The sequence below is a fragment of the Streptomyces sp. AC1-42W genome, from assembly GCF_003248355.1.
Classification (GTDB): Bacteria; Actinomycetota; Actinomycetes; order Streptomycetales; family Streptomycetaceae; genus Streptomyces.
Window position 1 is genome coordinate 1,135,313 of record NZ_QKWY01000001.1, and the last position, 15,456, is coordinate 1,150,768.

Sequence of the window (15,456 nt, forward strand, 5' to 3'; positions counted from 1 at the left end):
CTTCCCGTCCGCCCGCCGCCTTCCCCGTCCGCCCCACGGGCACCCGTCTACGGGCACACCACCTCGTTCCCCTTCACCGCCCCGAACCTCCCCCCGTCCGGCTGCTCCGCGTCCACCCGGCGCACCGTGTGGGAGTCCTCGCCCGCCGTCACCCGCATCGTCGCCCCCTGCCCCGTGACCGCCCGCAGCTCCGCCCCCGGCAGCGCCGCCGCCAGGGTCTTCGCGGACCGGTCCCAGCGGGGGTCGTACGTCACCAGGGTCCGCTTCAGGTCGTGCTGCGGCGCGGTGAGCGGGGCGCGGGTGGTGTCGAAGCCGGTGGCGTGCAGCGCGGCGTCCACGGCGGAGCCGAGGCCGTCCTGCGCGGTGCCGTTGTAGACCTGGACCCGCACCCGCTCCGGCGGCACGTCCACCTTCTTCGCCGGGGTCTTCTCGGCGGGCCGGGCGGTGGTCAGGGGTTTGTCCTCGCGCAGCGCGGTGAAGAGCCGCTTCGACTTCACCGGGTCCCACTTGACCGTGGAGCCGATGCCCTTGACCTGGTACGCGACATCGCCCATCGGCACCGAGGCGAACTCCGACGACGCGGCGGTGAAGCCGCGCAGCGCCCGGCCCAGGGAGAGCATCCGCTCCGTGTCCAGCCCCCGGTCGGCCCGTACCGACCTCAGCGTCGTCGAGACGACCTCGCGGAACTTCACCGGGTTCAGCAGCACCCCGCTGCTCGTCGCCTGCTCGATGAGCGAAGCCATGAACTTCTGCTGGCGCTGCATCCGGCCCAGGTCGGCGTCCCCGCCGATGTGCCGGGAGCGCACGTACTGGAGGGCCTGGCCGCCGTCGAGCCGGTGGGTGCCGGGGGCGAGGTCCAGGCCGGTGTAGGAGTCCTTCAGCGGGCGGGCGGTGCAGATCTCCACCCCGCCGACGGCGTCCACCGTGGTCATGAAGCTGGTGAAGTCGACCTCCAGGTAGTGGTCGATCTTGACGCCGGTCATGTGCTCGACCGTCCGCACGGTGAGGGCCGGCCCGCCCTCCGCGTACGCCGCGTTCAGCTTCACCGGGTGCGCCGCGTGCTCCTTGCCGGTGGTGCGGTCGCGGTGCGCGGGGATCTCCGCGTAACTGTCGCGCGGCAGACTGACGACGCTGGCGCGCTCCTCGTCGGCCGACAGATGCACCAGCATGATCGTGTCCGTGCAGTGGCAGGGCGCACCGCCCAGCCGGTACTTCCGCTTCTCGTCCTCGGTGATTTTGTCCCGGCCGTCGGTGCCGACGAGCAGCAGGTTCGTGCCGCGCCCGCCGGTGGGCCGGTTCTTCATGTCCTTGAACGGGTCGATGCGGTCGATCCCGCTCTCCAGGTTCGTCACCACCGCGTGCCCGATTCCGCCCGCCCCGAGCACGAGGACCGAGAGCCCGGTCGCCATCCGCGTCCCCCAGCGTGGCCGCCCGCCCCGCTTGCACCGCCGCCGGGGTCGCGGGGGCGCGGTCCGGGGCCGGACGGGACGGGGGGAGCGGTGCGGCGTGGGCATGGGGACACCTCCGCGGTGCGAGGGGGACCGTTAGCACAGTAGGCCCATACGATCCTCATCCCGGTAGGCCACTCGGCGGCGCGCACCGCCGTCCCCCATTCGCGGTAACGGGGCGCCCGGCCGGGCCGGGCGCCCCGTTATTGCTACCGCGTCGCCTACGGCGTGCGGTACGGCCAGTAGACGTCCATGCAGTCGTCCTTCTTGGCGCTGTTCACCGCTTCGGTGCCCTCCAGCGGGTCACTGTCGTCGTCGGGCGTCTTCGGCGCCCGGGTGCCCGTACGCCAGTCGGAGCCGACGGTCACCGTCAGCCCGGCCCCGTCCGGGGTGTCCTTGACCGCGCTGGTCGGCAGCCCCAGCGCCTTGGCCACGGACAGCGCGTCCGACTTGCCCTGCGCCCCGGCGCTGCGCGGGTACGACACCTCGGTCGTCAGCGCGGAACCGGGATCGTTGGTGGTGTCCGCCTCGGTGAAGCCCTTGGCCTTGAGCAGATCGCGTACGGCGGCGGCGCGGCCCTCGGCGGGCTGCTGCCCGTCCCCGCCGGTGCCGTTGACCACGGTGATCCCGATCGACGCCGGGGGACCGGCCTTCGGGCCCTGGGCGGCCTTCTTCTTCGCCTTGGCCCGGTCCTTCGGGTCCAGCGACTGGTCCTCGCGCAGCAGCGCCCACAGCTTGTCGGCGGCGCCGGGCTTCGGCAGCACGTGGGCGTCGGGGTTCTCGGGGTCGGGGATGCGCGGCATCGTCAGCATGTTCATCTTGTCCAGCGGCACGTCCTTGAGCTGCATGCCGAGGTCGAACAGCTTCTTGACGGTGCCGATCTCCTCCGAGACCGTGAGCGACTCGACGGCGGTCTCGGCCAGGTTCATCAGCCTGCCCGTGTCCGTGAACGCGTTCTGGCTCTTCAGCTCGCGCATCACCGAGTTCAGGTACATGTGCTGGGCCTTGGAGCGGCCGATGTCGCTGCCGAAGGCGTGCCGGGTGCGCAGCCACTTCAGCGCCTGCTCGCCCTTGATCTTGTGCGTGCCCGCCTTCATCCGCAGGAACGAGCCGCCGGGGACCCTGGGCTTGGGCAGGTCGTAGACGTCCTGCTTCACGCACACCTCGGCGCCGCCCACCGCGTCCGCCATGTCCACCACGCCCGCGAAGTCGACCATCATCCAGTGGTCGATGTAGATGCCGGTGAGCTTCTCCCAGGTGTCCAGGGTGCAGCCGGCCCCGCCGCGCAGCGACACGTTGATGAGGTCGTTGGTCGCCGGGTACTTCTTGTGCGTGTCGGGGTTCTCGCAGGCGGGTATGTCCACGCGGGTGTCGCGGGGGATGCTCACGACCGAGGCGTTCCTCCGGTCGGCCGAGACGTGCAGCAGCATCTGCACATCGGCGAGCGGCTCCGCCCCGACGCTCTTCTTGGAACCGCCGAGCTTGAGATTCTCCGCGCTGTTGCGGTCGTCGGAGCCGATCAGCAGGAGGTTGATCGGGGTCTGCCCGGCCGCGTTCGGCGCGGTCTTCTTCGCCCCGCTGTTGCCGGCGCTGCGCGCGCCCTTCTGCAGCTTGCTGTTGAGGTGCTCGTAGTACAGGTAACCGGCCGCGGCGGTCCCGAGTATGAGGAAGGCGGCCGAGAAGGCTATCCAGCGCAGCACACGGTGCTTCTTCTTCTGTTTTCGGCGCCCGCCGCGTCTCGCGGCCCGGTGCCCGCCGCCCGTGCCGCGCTCCGCGTCACGGGCGGTCGAGGAGCCGGTCGCCGTACCGCCACCGTCCTCGTGGCGCTCCGCCCTGCGGCCGTGCGGGGTCCGCGGGCGCGTCCCCTCCCCAGGCGTGCTGCTCCGTCCCACCAGACCCCCCTGCTGTTCAGATTCGTATGGTGCGGCGGTGCCGCGTCACTTGGAGCAGCCCGCCGATTCGGCGCTGGACTTCGGAATGTCGATCTTCTTCGGGCCCGTGATCGACTTCCCGGCTTCCTTGAAGTCCGCCCCCAGCGTCAGCACCATCGCCTCCAGCCCCTCGGCGTCGGTGGTGCCCGGCTTCATCGCGGAGCCGGGCAGCCCCATCATCTCGGCGAGGGCGCGGGCCTGGTCCGCCTGGTTCGGGGCGTACTCGAGGGTCGTCCTGGCGATCTTCTTCGGTGCGTTGGCCTTGTTCGTGGACTTCAGGATGCCCTTGGTGTTCTGCAGCCAGACGACCGTCTGCTGGGCGCCGCCGGCGACCTCGCCGCCGTTGTACACATCGACCCGGACGTCGGCGGGCGCCGCCTTGGTTCCCTTGAGGAGGGCGTCCTGCTTGCTCTTCGCCTTCTTCTTCTGCGCGGCCACCTCGGTCAGCGAGGTGTCCTCGCGCAGCATCTGGAACAGCTCCTCCGCCTTGGTCGGGTGCGGAACGACCGTGACGGGGGTGGGCTCGTCCGGGTTGTCAATCACCGGCATCGTGACGAACGTGATGTTCTTCGTGTCCGTCTTGGTGATCTCCTTGGCGAGCGTGCTGAGCTTCTTCACGTCACCGATGGGCTCGTCGACCGTCAGGGCCTTCGTGGCCGCGTCGGCCAGCTTGAACAGCTTGGTGGGGCTGGTCAGCGTGTCGTCCGACTTGGCCTGGCGGATCATCGAGCCGAGGAACTGCTGCTGCCCCTTGATGCGGTCCAGGTCGCTCTCGTTGGCGTAGGCGTGCCGGGTGCGTACGTACGCGAGGGCGTCCTCGCCCATGACCGTGTTCTCACCGGCGGGCAGCTTGAGGTGTGACTTGGGGTCGTCCACGGCGTGATCGAGGCAGATCTTGACCCCGCCGACCGCCGTGGAGAGCGTCTTCACCGCGTTGAAGTCGACCATCATGAAGTGGTCCACCTTGACGCCGGTCAGCTCCTCGACCGTCTTCATCGTGCAGCCGGGGTTGCGGCCGGCCTCGCCGAGGCTCCTGTTGAACCGGACGTGCTTCAACCCCGGAATCGTCTTGTCCGAGCCGTCCTCCTGCTTGGCGGTGCACTCCGGGATGTTGGTGATGAGGTCGCGCGGGATGCTCATCGCCGTGGCGTTGGTGCGGTCCTCGGAGAGGTGGAAGAGGATGTTGGTGTCCGCGTGGCCGACGCTGTTCTTGTCGCCGTAGCCGCCGTTGCCCTTACCGGTCCGCTTGTCCGTACCGATGATCAATATGTTGAGCGGGGCGTTGGCCGTGATGACGTCCTTGTTGCCGGCGTCACCGATGTCGACCGTGCTGATGTTGCCGTTGAGCCGCTGGTACAGCCAGTAGCCGCCGGCCGAGACGCCGACGAGCACGAAGGCCATCACGCCTCCCGTCCACAGCAGCGCCTTCTTGCCGCGCGACTTGGGGGCCTTGCGCTTGCGGCGGCCGTGGCCGGTGTCGCCCGGCGCCGGGCGCTGCTGGCCGCGTGAACCATTCGCCGACCGGCGCCCGCCCTGGCGCGGCACCTCGGCGCTGCGGCGGGGGGTGCCCTCGGAGGAGTTCCGCGAGGAGCTTTCCGAAGGGGAGCGGCGGGGGGCGTCGGACGGGCCGCGCTGCGCCGGGGGAACCGTGGACCGGGGTGTATTCCCTCCGGAATGGTTCAGTCGCAGTTCGTAATCGCCGGTGACCGGGTTGAGAACCCACTGGTCTGCGGGATCATTCATGTCTTCCGCCCGCCCACGACTCTGCGCATCCACGGTTGTTCGAGTCCTCCGTCGGTGCCACGCGGGGCGCCTCCCCCGAAAAGGCGCCCAGTTCCTCTGTCCAGAAGTGCGCGGCCGGACGGCCGGAAGCACCGGATCGCGTCACGATATCTGTCTCATCCGGCGCGCAGCGACGCGCGTGACACATTCCACGCCCCTTACAACCGGGCATTCTTCCCATTGCACGCCGAATGTTGGCGTCTGTTTGGCCATTGCTTTACTGCTTGCACAGGTCGGTCGCGGCATTGTTCCCCGAATAGGTGGGTGTGGGGGACGACCCCGAGGCGTCAGCGGCGCTCGCGTTCCCATCACCGTTCGCACCGTCGTTGTTCGTACCGTCGTCGCCGTTCGTACCGCCGTCGTCGGTCTCGCCGGCGGGCACCACGGCGACCGGCTTGTCGTCGCGCAACTGCTTGAACAGCTTGTCGGCGTCGGGCTGTACCAGTTCGTCCCGGTTGCGGTTCAGGTGGTACGGCTGCCGGGGGACCGTCAGGAACTGCACCTTCTCGGTGGGGATGTCCCGCATCCCCCGCACCAGGTCGTAGAGGTCCTTGAGGCTGTCCAGGCCCGGATCGGTGGTGAGCGCCTTCGTGGCCGCGTCCAGGACCGGATAGAGCCGCGTCGGGTTGAGCAGGACGCCGTTGCTCTGCACCTTGTTGACCAGCGCGCCGAGGAACTGCTGCTGGCGGTCCATGCGATCGGTGTCGCTCCCGTCGCCGAGCGACTTGCGGGCCCGTACGTAGCCGAGCGCCTGCTCCCCGTTGAGCTTGTGGCGGCCCGCCGTGAGCTTGAGGTGGGCGTCCTTGTCGTCGATCGGCTCCTTGAGGCAGACGTCGACCCCGTCCACCGCGTCGACCATGTCCTTGAAGCCGTTGAAGTCGATGATCATGTAGTGGTCGATGCGGATGCCGGTCATCTTCTCGACGGTCCGGATGGTGCAGGCGGTCCCGCCCATCTCGAACGCCCAGTTGAACTGGGCGAATTGCGGCCTGGTGGCGGTTTTGTCTGCCTTGTGGCAGGCGGGGATGTCCACCATCAGGTCGCGCGGGATCGACATGGCGGTGGCGCTCTTCCGGTCCGCCGCCAGGTGCAGCAGGATCGTCGTGTCCGAGCGCTGGCTGCCGCCGTCGTCGCGGCCGTACTTCCGGTTGTCGCCCGCCCGGCTGTCCGAGCCGATGAGCAGGATGTTCTCCGCGTCGTGGACGACGGAGACCGGCCGCTCCTTCTCGTATGCCTTCAGCTCCGCCGCCGCCGAGGTGTCCGTCCGGATGTTGCCGTCGAGCTTCTTGTACAGCCACCAGCCGACGCCCGCCGCGACGAGCACGACGAACGAGGCGCCGAGGGCGGTCCAGCGCAGCCAGTGACGCTTCCGCTTGACGGTGATGTCGAGGGTCCCGCCCCCGCCCGCGTCCCCGCTGCCGCCCGCGTCCCCGCTGCCGCCCGCGTCCCCGCTGCCGTCCGCGTCGGGCTCCGGCGCCGGTCCCGGTCCGCTGCCGGACCCGCTGCGCGTCTCCCCGCCGGGCGCGGCGTTCTTCTCACGGGGTGCCTCGTCGGGTGCCTCGTCGGGTGCCCCGCCGGGCGGTGCGTCCGGCGTCCGGTCCTCGCCCGCCGCGTCGTCGGGGCCGCCCGGAGTGCCGGCGCTTTCGGTCACGTCTGCGTCCATCCTTCACGTTCGGCGGCGCGCTGGGCCGCCGGTCGCAGAAGTAGACGGCTGAACCTCACGCTTGGTTGTGCCTCGGGAGCCTGTACGCCAGATCATGTACCGGAGTTGAGCGCCAGGGCGGAGGGCTCGGCCCACGATGAGCCGGACGAGTGGCCCCACGGACCGCTTGTCGTACCGGCTGCGGAGCGGAGCCCATCGCTCCCCGTCACACCGTCAGCGTGACCCGCTCGCTCTCCACCCGCTGCGCCAGCGCCTCCGCGCCCAGCCGGTCCCGATGGCGGCACAGGACCACGGAACCCCCGGTCGCCAGCGGCGCGTAGAGCCCGGCGCTCAGCCCGTCCCAGGTGTCGTACGTACGCCCCGACAGCAGCCGCGCCCCGGCCCCCAGGCCCAGCGCCGCCCCGTCCTCGCGCGCCCGCGCCACCAGCTCCGCCGCCGTGAACGACACCCCGCCCACCGTCAGGGCCGACGCGTCCGGGTCCACCGGGGCGAACGGCGCGAACCGGTCACCCTGCCCCGGCACCTCCACCGCGTAGTCCGCGAACCCCTCGGGCGCCTGCGGGAACCGCCCGCCCAACGGGCGCAGCGCCAGCGCGATCCGCTCGCCCCGGCAGGCCCGCGCCGCCTCCAGCGTGTCCGGGCCGGAGACGACGAGGTCGGCGGCGGCCGGATCGCCCTGCACATCGGCCACCACCCCGACCGAGGCGCAGGCCAGCAGCCAGACCGCGGACTGCCAGTGCGCGGGCAGCAGCAGCGCGAGCCGGTCACCGGGCTCGGCGGCCAGATCGCCCTGGAGCAGATTGGCGGTCTTGGCCACCCAGTTGGCGAAGGTGGCCACCGACAACTCGACGCGCTCCCCGGTCGCGTCGTCGTAGAAGGTGACCAGAGGACGGGCCGGGTCCGCGGCGAGCGCGGAACGCAGCAGGTCGGCAGGGGTGCGGTCGCTGGCGTTCATGGGCGGAAGCGTACGCGGCCGGGCCGGCGCCGACCGCCGCCGCGGCACACCCGCCGCAGCCCGCCCGCGGCCCGTCCGCCGGACCCGCCCTAGCCCAGGCGTTCGAGCGGTCTGCATAGACTGACCAGTCACAACCAGGCCCGGCCCCAGCAGGAAGCGAAGACAGTGCTTTGACATCCTCCCCGCCCTAGGAAAGGGCGAGGATTTCTGGCTCACGTTGGCTGGGGACCTGCGGTCCGCCGGCTCTTACACGATCGGCACCAGCCGGGTTGAGACCAGCCCGGACCAGCATTACGCGGGCGGAGTTCTTGTCCCTGGGGGACACGGCTCCGCACGCGGTGCAGGTGTAGGTACGTTCCGAGAGAGGTAGTGCGTGCTTGGTTCTCGCTCCGCACGACGCGCAGTCCATGGTGGTGTGCGCGGGATGCACGAGACGGATGTCACGTGCGTGTTTGCGGCCCATCTCGATGAGGGCGGTCTTGGTGGCGCCGATCGCGGCGTCGGCGGCCTTGCGGGCCATGCTGGTCTTCGCCAGGAACTTCGGCCGGAAGTCCTCGACCGCGATGGCGTCGTGGTCGCGGACCACCGCCTTGGCCCACTTGCGGGCGGTGTCCTGCCGCTGCCGGACCACCTTCTTGTACACCTTCGCGGCCTGCCGCCGGGCGTGGCGGTAGCCCTTGGACACTGCCTTGCCCCTGGCGGGGCGGCGGCGGGCCATCATCCGCTGATAACGCCCAAGCCTTTGCGCCGCGCTCCTGCCGTGTTCGGGGTGGGGCAGGTCGTGGACGTCGGATGTGGTGGTGGCGGTCTCCTTCACGCCCCAGTCCACGCCGAGCACGCGCCCTGTGGCGGGCAGCGGCTCGGGTTCGGTGGCGACGACGAACGACGCGTACCAGTGGCCCAGACTTTCCCGGTACACCCGCACCGAGGACGGCACGGACGGCAGCTCGCGAGACCACACGACCGTCAGGGCGATGCCGCCCGCAAGGTGGAGACGGCCCTTCTTGAGGCGGAATCCGCGCCGGGTGTAGTTCAGCGTGGGCCGTGCGTCCCGCTTGCGCTTCATCCGGGGCATCCCGGCCCGCCGCCGCACCGGCACCCTGGCCTCGATGTCCTTGACCGCCTTGGCACGGGACGTGGCGAAGTCACGGATGGCCTGCTGCTGCGGCACCGAAGCACCCGCGCGCAGCCAGGACATCGACTGCCGCGCCTCCGTCAGCAACCTGTCGAGCCGCACCGGACCACACGTCGTCTTCTCAGCCGCGTCCCGGTTCGCGGCGTGGACCTTGCGGGACATCGCCACGCACTCGTTCCACACCCACCGACACCGCGCCCACTCCGCCTCCAGCCGGGCGAGCGCCGTCGACGACACACGCAGCCGGAAGGTGTACCGGGCAAGCCCGGAACCCTGCTCGGCCGTTGCTGCCGTCGCCATGATCCGCAACCTAACAGCCCCCACTGACAACGAAAGAGAGCGCAGGTCAGAACCAATGTGCAGCGAACTCCGCCGCTTCGCGGCTCCGCACCGAGGGCCCGTTCCTCCCCGTCCTGAAGGACGGGGCATCCTGGGAGAATCAAGGTGACGGAGGCAAAAGAAGCGATCCTCCTGGTCGGTGGCAAGGGCACCCGGCTGCGCCCGCTCACGGTGTACACGCCCAAGCCCATGGTCCCGGCGGCGGGCGTCCCCTTCCTCACGCACCAGCTGGCGCGGGCCCGCGCGGCGGGGGTCGAGCACATCGTCCTCGCCACCTCCTACCTCGCGGAGGTCTTCGAGCCGTACTTCGGCGACGGCTCCTCGCTCGGCCTGCACATCGAGTACGTCACCGAGCGCGAACCGCTCGGCACCGGCGGCGCCATCCGCAACGTCGCCCACCGCCTCGCCTCCGGCCCGGACGAACCGGTCCTCATCTTCAACGGCGACATCCTCACCGGGCTCGACATCCGCGCCCTGGTCGCCTCGCACGCACGCTCCGGCGCCGACGTCTCCCTGCATCTGACCCGCGTCGAGGACCCACGCGCCTTCGGCCTCGTGCCGACCGACCAAACCGGCCGCGTCACCGCCTTCCTGGAGAAGCCGCAGACGCCCGAGGAGATCGTCACCGACCAGATCAACGCCGGCGCGTACATCTTCCGCCGCTCGGTCATCGACACCATCCCGGCCGGCCGGCCCGTCTCCGTCGAGCGCGAGACCTTCCCCGGCCTTCTCGCCGAAGGCGCCCACCTCCAGGGCATGGTCGACTCCACGTACTGGCTGGACCTCGGCACCCCGCAGGCGTTCGTCCGGGGCTCCGCCGACCTGGTGCTCGGCCGCGCCCCGTCCCCGGCCGTGCCGGGCCGGTGCGGCGACAGCCTCACCCTGCCCACCGCCTCCGTCGCCCCGGACGCCAAGCTCTCCGGCGGTACGGTCATCGGCGCCGGCGCGGTCGTCGGCGCGGGCGCCCGGATCGACGGCTCCACCGTGCTCGCGGGCGCGGTCGTCGAACCCGGCGCGGTGATCACGGACTCCCTGGTCGGCGAAGGCGCCAGGATCGGCGCCCGTACGGAGCTGACCGGCGTCGTCGTCGGCGACAACGCCGAGGTGGGCGCCGACAACGAACTCCGCGAAGGTGTACGCGTCTGGTGCGGGGCCCGCCTGCCGGACGCCTCGGTACGGTTCTCCTCGGACGAGTGAGCGCCCGGCCCCCCGGCCCGTTGGGCCCCCGGTGGCCGAAATCCGCCGTACCCTCGACAGGCAGCCCCGACGACCGAGGACCTCATCCGTGGCAGGACGATTCGCTCCCCGCAACGCCCGGCGCGCGCCCGTCCCGCACCAGGCGGCGGCCACGCCCGCGGCGGCGGCGCAGACCCGTGTCTGGACCCCGCCCGGCCCGCTCGACCTGCGGCTCGTCCTCGGCCCGCTGCGCCGGGGCCCCGCCGACCCCACGTTCCGGATGGTCGCCGACGGTTCCGTACGCCGCTCCAGCCGCACCCCGGCCGGTCCCGGCACGCTCCACGTCGTCGAGCGCGACGGCCGCGTCGAGGCGTCCGCGTGGGGGCCCGGCGCGTCCTGGCTGCTGGACGAGCTGCCCACCCTGCTCGGCGCGGGCGACGACCCGGCCGCCTTCACCCCGCGCCACCGCCTGCTCGCCCAGGCCCAGCACCGCCGCCCCGGACTCCGGCTGCTGCGCACGGGCCTGGTCCTGGAGTCGCTGATCCCGTCGATCCTGGAGCAGAAGGTCACCACGGACGAGGCGTACCGCGCCTGGCGCCTCCTGGTCCGGATGTACGGGGAGCCCGCGCCCGGCCCGCAGGAGTACGGCCTCTACGTCATGCCGGACGCCCGCACCTGGTCGCTGATCCCGTCCTGGGACTGGCACCGCGCGGGCGTGGACAGCAAGCGCTCCGCGACGATCCTGCGCGCGGTCCGGGTTGCCCGGCGCATGGAGGAGGCCGCCGCGATGGACCTCCCGGACGCGCTGGCCCGGCTCCAGGCCGTGCCGGGGATCGGCCCGTGGACGGCGGCGGAGACCCTCCAGCGCTCCAACGGCGCGCCGGACGCGGTGACGGTCGGGGACTTCCACCTGCCCGGCATCGTCGGCCACGCCCTGGCCGGCAACCGCGACGCGGACGACGAGGAGATGCTCGCGCTGCTCACCCCGTACGAGGGCCAGCGGCACCGGGCGACGCGTCTGATCCTGCTCTCGGGCGAGACCCCGCCGCGCAGGGCGCCGAGGTTCCAGCCGAGGGACATCGCGAGGCTGTGAGCGCGCCGCGCCCGCCCGGTGCCGCCAGGCGCTACCGCACGACGACGAAGTCCTCCGCGTCGCGCCCCACCCGCGCCCCCGGCAGCGCCACGGGGTGCCCCACCGCGACCGCCCCCAGCGGGTCCCAGCCCCCCGGCAGGCCCAGCACCTCGCGCACCACGGCACGGCAGAACATCGTCGAGGACACCCACGCCGACCCCAGCCGCTCCCCGGCCAGCGCGACCAGGAAGTTCTGGATGCCCGCCCCGGCGGCGACCACGAACATCTCGCGCTCCGCGCCGTCCCGCCGCTCGTCCCCGTACGTGTGCGAACCGTCCATCACCATGCACGGCACCACCAGATACGGCGCCCGGCGCAGCACGTCGCCCCGCCGCACCCGCTTGGCGATCGACTCCTCGCTCTTGCCGTCGCGCCGCAGATCGGCGATCCACGCGTCCCGCATGGCGTCGAGCAGCCCGGTCCTGGACTCCGGGGACTCCAGCAGGACGAACCGCCACGGCGTCGTGTGATGGGGTGCGGGCGCGGTCACCGCGGCGGCCACCGCGCGCCGCACCGCCTCCGGGTCCACCGCCTCGTCGGTGAACTCGCGCACCGTGCGCCGCAGGGTCACCGCCTCCCGGACCGCCTCCGAGGTCCCCAGCCGGAACATGTCGTCGGCGGCGACCCGCACCATCGCACGGGCGCCCTGCTCGTCCGCCGCGTCCACCAGATGCCCGAGCCCGCGCACCACGGCGACGGGCAGCCCGTCCGCCTTGCCCTTGACCAGCTCGCCCGCGGCGGCCAGCTCGTCGGCGATGGCGACGACGGTCGCGCTCAGCGGATTGCCGTACGTGTCGTGCCCGCCCCGCAGGTCGTCGAGGACCCGCACGCCGGCCGCGCCGATGGCGACATCGGTCAGCCCGTTGCGCCAGGGCCGGCCGAAGGTGTCCGTGACGAGGACGCCGACGTCGACGCCGAGCGCGGCGCGCAGCCCTTCCCGGATCGTCCGGGCCGAGACGTCGGAGTCCTCGGGAAGCAGCAGGACCGTCCCGGCGGGGGTGTTCGACGCGTCGACACCGGCGGCGGCCATGACCAGGCCCTGCCGGTTCTCCACGATCCGCAGCGGACCGCGCCGCGCCACCACCCGTACCGTCTCGGCGTCTATGGCCGCCTCCCGGTCGGTGGCCTGGACGATCCGGCCCTCCGCCTTGGAGACGATCTTCGAGGTGACGAGCAGCACATCGCCGTCGGCGAGTCCCGGCTCGGCGGCCGCGATCAGCTTGGCGAGGTCGTCCCCGGCCCGCACCTCGGGCAGGCCGGGCAGCGCCCACACCCGGTAGGAGGGCGCGTCGGCGGTGCTCACGCGCGCACCTCCTCGGCCAGGGCCAGCGCCTGCCGGGCCATCTCGGCGGTGGCGGGCACATCGGTCATCATCAGCGGTACGGCACGGCAGCGGATGCCCGCGGCCTCCACCTCGTCCACCGTGCCCGCGTCCACCGTGTCCACCAGCCAGCCGTCGAGCAGCCCGGAGCCGTAGTGCCGGGCGACCGCGGCGGCCGTGGACTCGACGCCCACCGCCGCCAGGACCTTGTCGGCCATCCCGCGCACCGGCGCGTCACCGACGATGGGGGAGAGGCCGACGACCGGCACCCCGGCCTCGGCGATGGCCTCGCGGATACCGGGCACGGCGAGGATGGTGCCCACCGAGACGACCGGGTTGGACGGCGGGAAGAGGACGACGTCGGCCGCCGCGATCGCCTCCAGGACGCCGGGCGCCGGTGCGGCCTGCTCGGCTCCCACGGGCACGATCGCCCGCGCCGGCACGGAGGCCCGCAGCTTCACCCAGTACTCCTGGAAGTGCACGGCCCGGCTCTCGCCGTCCTCGTCGATCGCCACATGCGTCTCGACGCGATCGTCGGACATCGGCAGCAGCCGCACGCCCGGCTTCCAGCGCGCGCAGAGCGCCTCGGTGACGGCACTGAGCGGGTAGCCCGCGCCGAGCATCTGCGTACGGACGATGTGGGTGGCGAAGTCGCGGTCGCCGAGGCCGAACCACTCGGGGCCCACGCCGTACGCGGCCAGTTCCCCCTTGACCTGGAACGTCTCGTCCGAGCGCCCCCAGCCCCGCTCCTCGTCGATGCCTCCCCCGAGGGTGTACATCACGGTGTCGAGGTCGGGGCAGACCTTGAGCCCGAACAGATGGATGTCGTCGCCGGTGTTGCCGATGACCGTGATGTCCGCGTCGGGCGCGGCCTCCTTGAGGCCACGCAGGAAACGAGCACCACCGATACCGCCGGCCAGAACCACAATGCGCATGCAAACAGTCTGTCAGGCGCGTCGTCGGGCCATGGGCCGCGGGCGGGCTCAGACCGTGGCGGCGGCGCACTGCGGGGAGCGCATCGGCATGTCGGTGAGGCCGGGGTGGTAGATGTGCAGGCTGACGGCCGGTTCCAGCGAGTCGTTGACGACCTCGTGGAGGTAGCCGGGCGCGAAGACGCGCTGCGCCCCGGCGCCCAGCGTCCGCTTGCCCCGGTCGGTGCGTTCGGTCAGCACGCCGTCGAGCACGGTCAGCACGCCGGACGACGGGCCGTGGTCGTGCAGCCCGCTGCCCTGGCCGGGCACCCAGCTGAGCAGCCAGACCTCGTAGCCGGGCCCGGTCGTGAGGCGGTGGTACCAGCGGGTGGTGGCGTCGTACCGGACGAGCGGGGCCCAGCGGGCGCGGTCGGCGGCGACGGTGCGGGCGAGGCCGACGAACTCGGCCACGGTGACGGGGTGTTCGCGGGCGGGGCGGAGAAGGTGCTGGACCTCCAGGAGGTCGCCGGCGATCTGGAGGTCGCTGTCGCTGCTGTTCATGGGAGCGGTGGTTCCTCGGCGGAGTGCGGGTGCGGCGTCGTGCGGTGCGAGGGCTCGCCGGGGAAACGCGAGGACACGGGGACCGGAGGCCGGTGGCGGGGTCCGTGGGGGTCCGGGGCGAGCGGGGCCGGGCCGGAGCGCGTGGCTACGACGGCACCGGCGGGATCAACAGCCGGGACAGCTGGAACAGCGGCAGCGGACCAGGACAGCGCTACGGAACCCACGGGCGTGGGTGGCGTGCGTCGCTGAGGTCACTGACATGCCACCAAGGAGAACCGGAGAAGCGGCCACTGTCAACTCGATGGACGGTTCGGCGGCAATGATTCACCCCTTTCGGCTACTCCCTGCGAAGAAAGGTTTTAGCGCCCGTCCGTCGGGACAGGTGGCGCAGCAGTCGCGCCGCCAAACCTGGGCGCGGCACCGTGACCCGAATGTGATCTTGGTCGCTTCGGTGATCGAATCGCAACGTGTCCGAGCCGAGGGGAGTTTGTCTCCATGGCACGTGCGGATGCGGCAGAGCCGATGGCATATGTCAGGTTTTTGGTGATTTGAACACTTAACGCATACGGTTGGTGCCGCAGGGTGAATACCGAGGCCAATAGCAGATCCGGGCTTGACCAGCCAGAGCTACACGCTTGTAATTTCACCCGTGTCGTTCGGCCGATTCGGTAACGGCCGCATCACGGGACGCAAGAGACGGACGAGGGGCGCACATGACCGAGCTGTTCCAACAACTGCTGGTCGAGGACGCGGACGAGGAGCTCGGCTGGCAGGAGCGCGCACTGTGCGCCCAGACCGACCCCGAGTCCTTCTTCCCCGAGAAGGGCGGCTCGACCCGAGAGGCGAAGAAGGTCTGCCTCGCCTGCGAAGTCCGGTCCGAGTGCCTGGAGTACGCCCTCTCCAACGACGAGCGGTTCGGCATCTGGGGCGGCCTCTCCGAGCGCGAGCGCCGGCGGCTCAAGAAGGCGGCGGTCTGACCGGGCCCGGCCCACACGTACCACCGCACACCCGACGCACCACCGCACACTCCGCGGCCCGCCGCCTGCCCCCGCAGGCGGCGGGCCGTCGCCGTACCCGCCGAGCGGGGCGGGGCGCCGCCGTA

Annotated in this window: 12 protein-coding genes; 3 read left to right on the forward strand and 9 right to left on the reverse strand. The window is 71.7% G+C overall.

Annotation, left to right across the window (positions count from 1 at the left end):
- Positions 1-47: 47 nt before the first annotated feature.
- The 6 genes from DNK56_RS05230 to DNK56_RS05255 form a co-directional block, all read right to left on the reverse strand.
- Positions 48-1,514 (reverse strand): LCP family protein, encoded by a 1,467-nt coding sequence (locus tag DNK56_RS05230; RefSeq protein WP_111330927.1) that lies wholly within the window; start codon positions 1,512-1,514, stop codon positions 48-50.
- A 155-nt stretch (positions 1,515-1,669) separates the two neighbouring features.
- On the reverse strand, positions 1,670-3,340 hold the full coding sequence (locus DNK56_RS05235; protein ID WP_199563876.1) for an LCP family protein: 1,671 nt from the start codon (positions 3,338-3,340) through the stop codon (positions 1,670-1,672).
- Between the two features lie 45 nt (positions 3,341-3,385).
- Entirely contained in the window at positions 3,386-5,122 is a 1,737-nt protein-coding gene (locus tag DNK56_RS05240; RefSeq protein WP_111330929.1) for an LCP family protein, read from the reverse strand.
- Positions 5,123-5,378: 256 nt separating this feature from the next.
- Entirely contained in the window at positions 5,379-6,812 is a 1,434-nt protein-coding gene (locus DNK56_RS05245; RefSeq protein WP_111330930.1) for an LCP family protein, read from the reverse strand.
- A 217-nt stretch (positions 6,813-7,029) separates the two neighbouring features.
- Positions 7,030-7,779 carry a TIGR03089 family protein gene (locus tag DNK56_RS05250; RefSeq protein ID WP_111330931.1) on the reverse strand — a complete coding sequence of 250 codons (750 nt, stop codon included), beginning with the start codon at positions 7,777-7,779 and terminating at the stop codon, positions 7,030-7,032.
- Between the two features lie 187 nt (positions 7,780-7,966).
- Complete coding sequence (locus DNK56_RS05255) at positions 7,967-9,214, reverse strand: RNA-guided endonuclease InsQ/TnpB family protein (protein WP_199563874.1); 1,248 nt, start codon at positions 9,212-9,214, stop codon at positions 7,967-7,969.
- Between the two features lie 144 nt (positions 9,215-9,358).
- Here DNK56_RS05255 and DNK56_RS05260 point away from each other — a divergent pair, with 144 nt between their 5' ends.
- Together DNK56_RS05260 and DNK56_RS05265 are read left to right on the forward strand one after the other, a co-directional pair.
- Entirely contained in the window at positions 9,359-10,450 is a 1,092-nt protein-coding gene (locus tag DNK56_RS05260; RefSeq protein ID WP_111330933.1) for a sugar phosphate nucleotidyltransferase, read from the forward strand.
- Positions 10,451-10,538: 88 nt separating this feature from the next.
- Positions 10,539-11,522 carry a DNA-3-methyladenine glycosylase family protein gene (locus tag DNK56_RS05265; protein ID WP_111330934.1) on the forward strand — a complete coding sequence of 328 codons (984 nt, stop codon included), beginning with the start codon at positions 10,539-10,541 and terminating at the stop codon, positions 11,520-11,522.
- A gap of 31 nt (positions 11,523-11,553) precedes the next feature.
- On the opposite strand, the gene DNK56_RS05270 is transcribed toward DNK56_RS05265, so the two are convergent.
- Genes DNK56_RS05270 through DNK56_RS05280 form a run of 3 tightly spaced genes read right to left on the reverse strand, consistent with a single transcriptional unit; the run spans position 11,554 to position 14,354 of the window.
- Positions 11,554-12,864 (reverse strand): coenzyme F420-0:L-glutamate ligase, encoded by a 1,311-nt coding sequence (locus tag DNK56_RS05270; protein ID WP_111330935.1) that lies wholly within the window; start codon positions 12,862-12,864, stop codon positions 11,554-11,556.
- Positions 12,861-13,817 carry a 2-phospho-L-lactate transferase gene (cofD, locus tag DNK56_RS05275; protein ID WP_111330936.1) on the reverse strand — a complete coding sequence of 319 codons (957 nt, stop codon included), beginning with the start codon at positions 13,815-13,817 and terminating at the stop codon, positions 12,861-12,863. Before cofD ends, DNK56_RS05270 begins: the two co-directional genes overlap by 4 nt.
- Positions 13,818-13,865: 48 nt before the next feature.
- The gene (locus DNK56_RS05280) at positions 13,866-14,354 is read right to left on the reverse strand and encodes a cysteine dioxygenase (protein WP_111330937.1); all 489 of its coding nucleotides are present in this window, start codon (positions 14,352-14,354) and stop codon (positions 13,866-13,868) included.
- Positions 14,355-15,067: 713 nt separating this feature from the next.
- Between DNK56_RS05280 and DNK56_RS05285 the strand changes: the two genes are divergently transcribed.
- The gene (locus tag DNK56_RS05285) at positions 15,068-15,331 is read left to right on the forward strand and encodes a WhiB family transcriptional regulator (protein WP_030927001.1); all 264 of its coding nucleotides are present in this window, start codon (positions 15,068-15,070) and stop codon (positions 15,329-15,331) included.
- Positions 15,332-15,456: the final 125 nt, after the last annotated feature.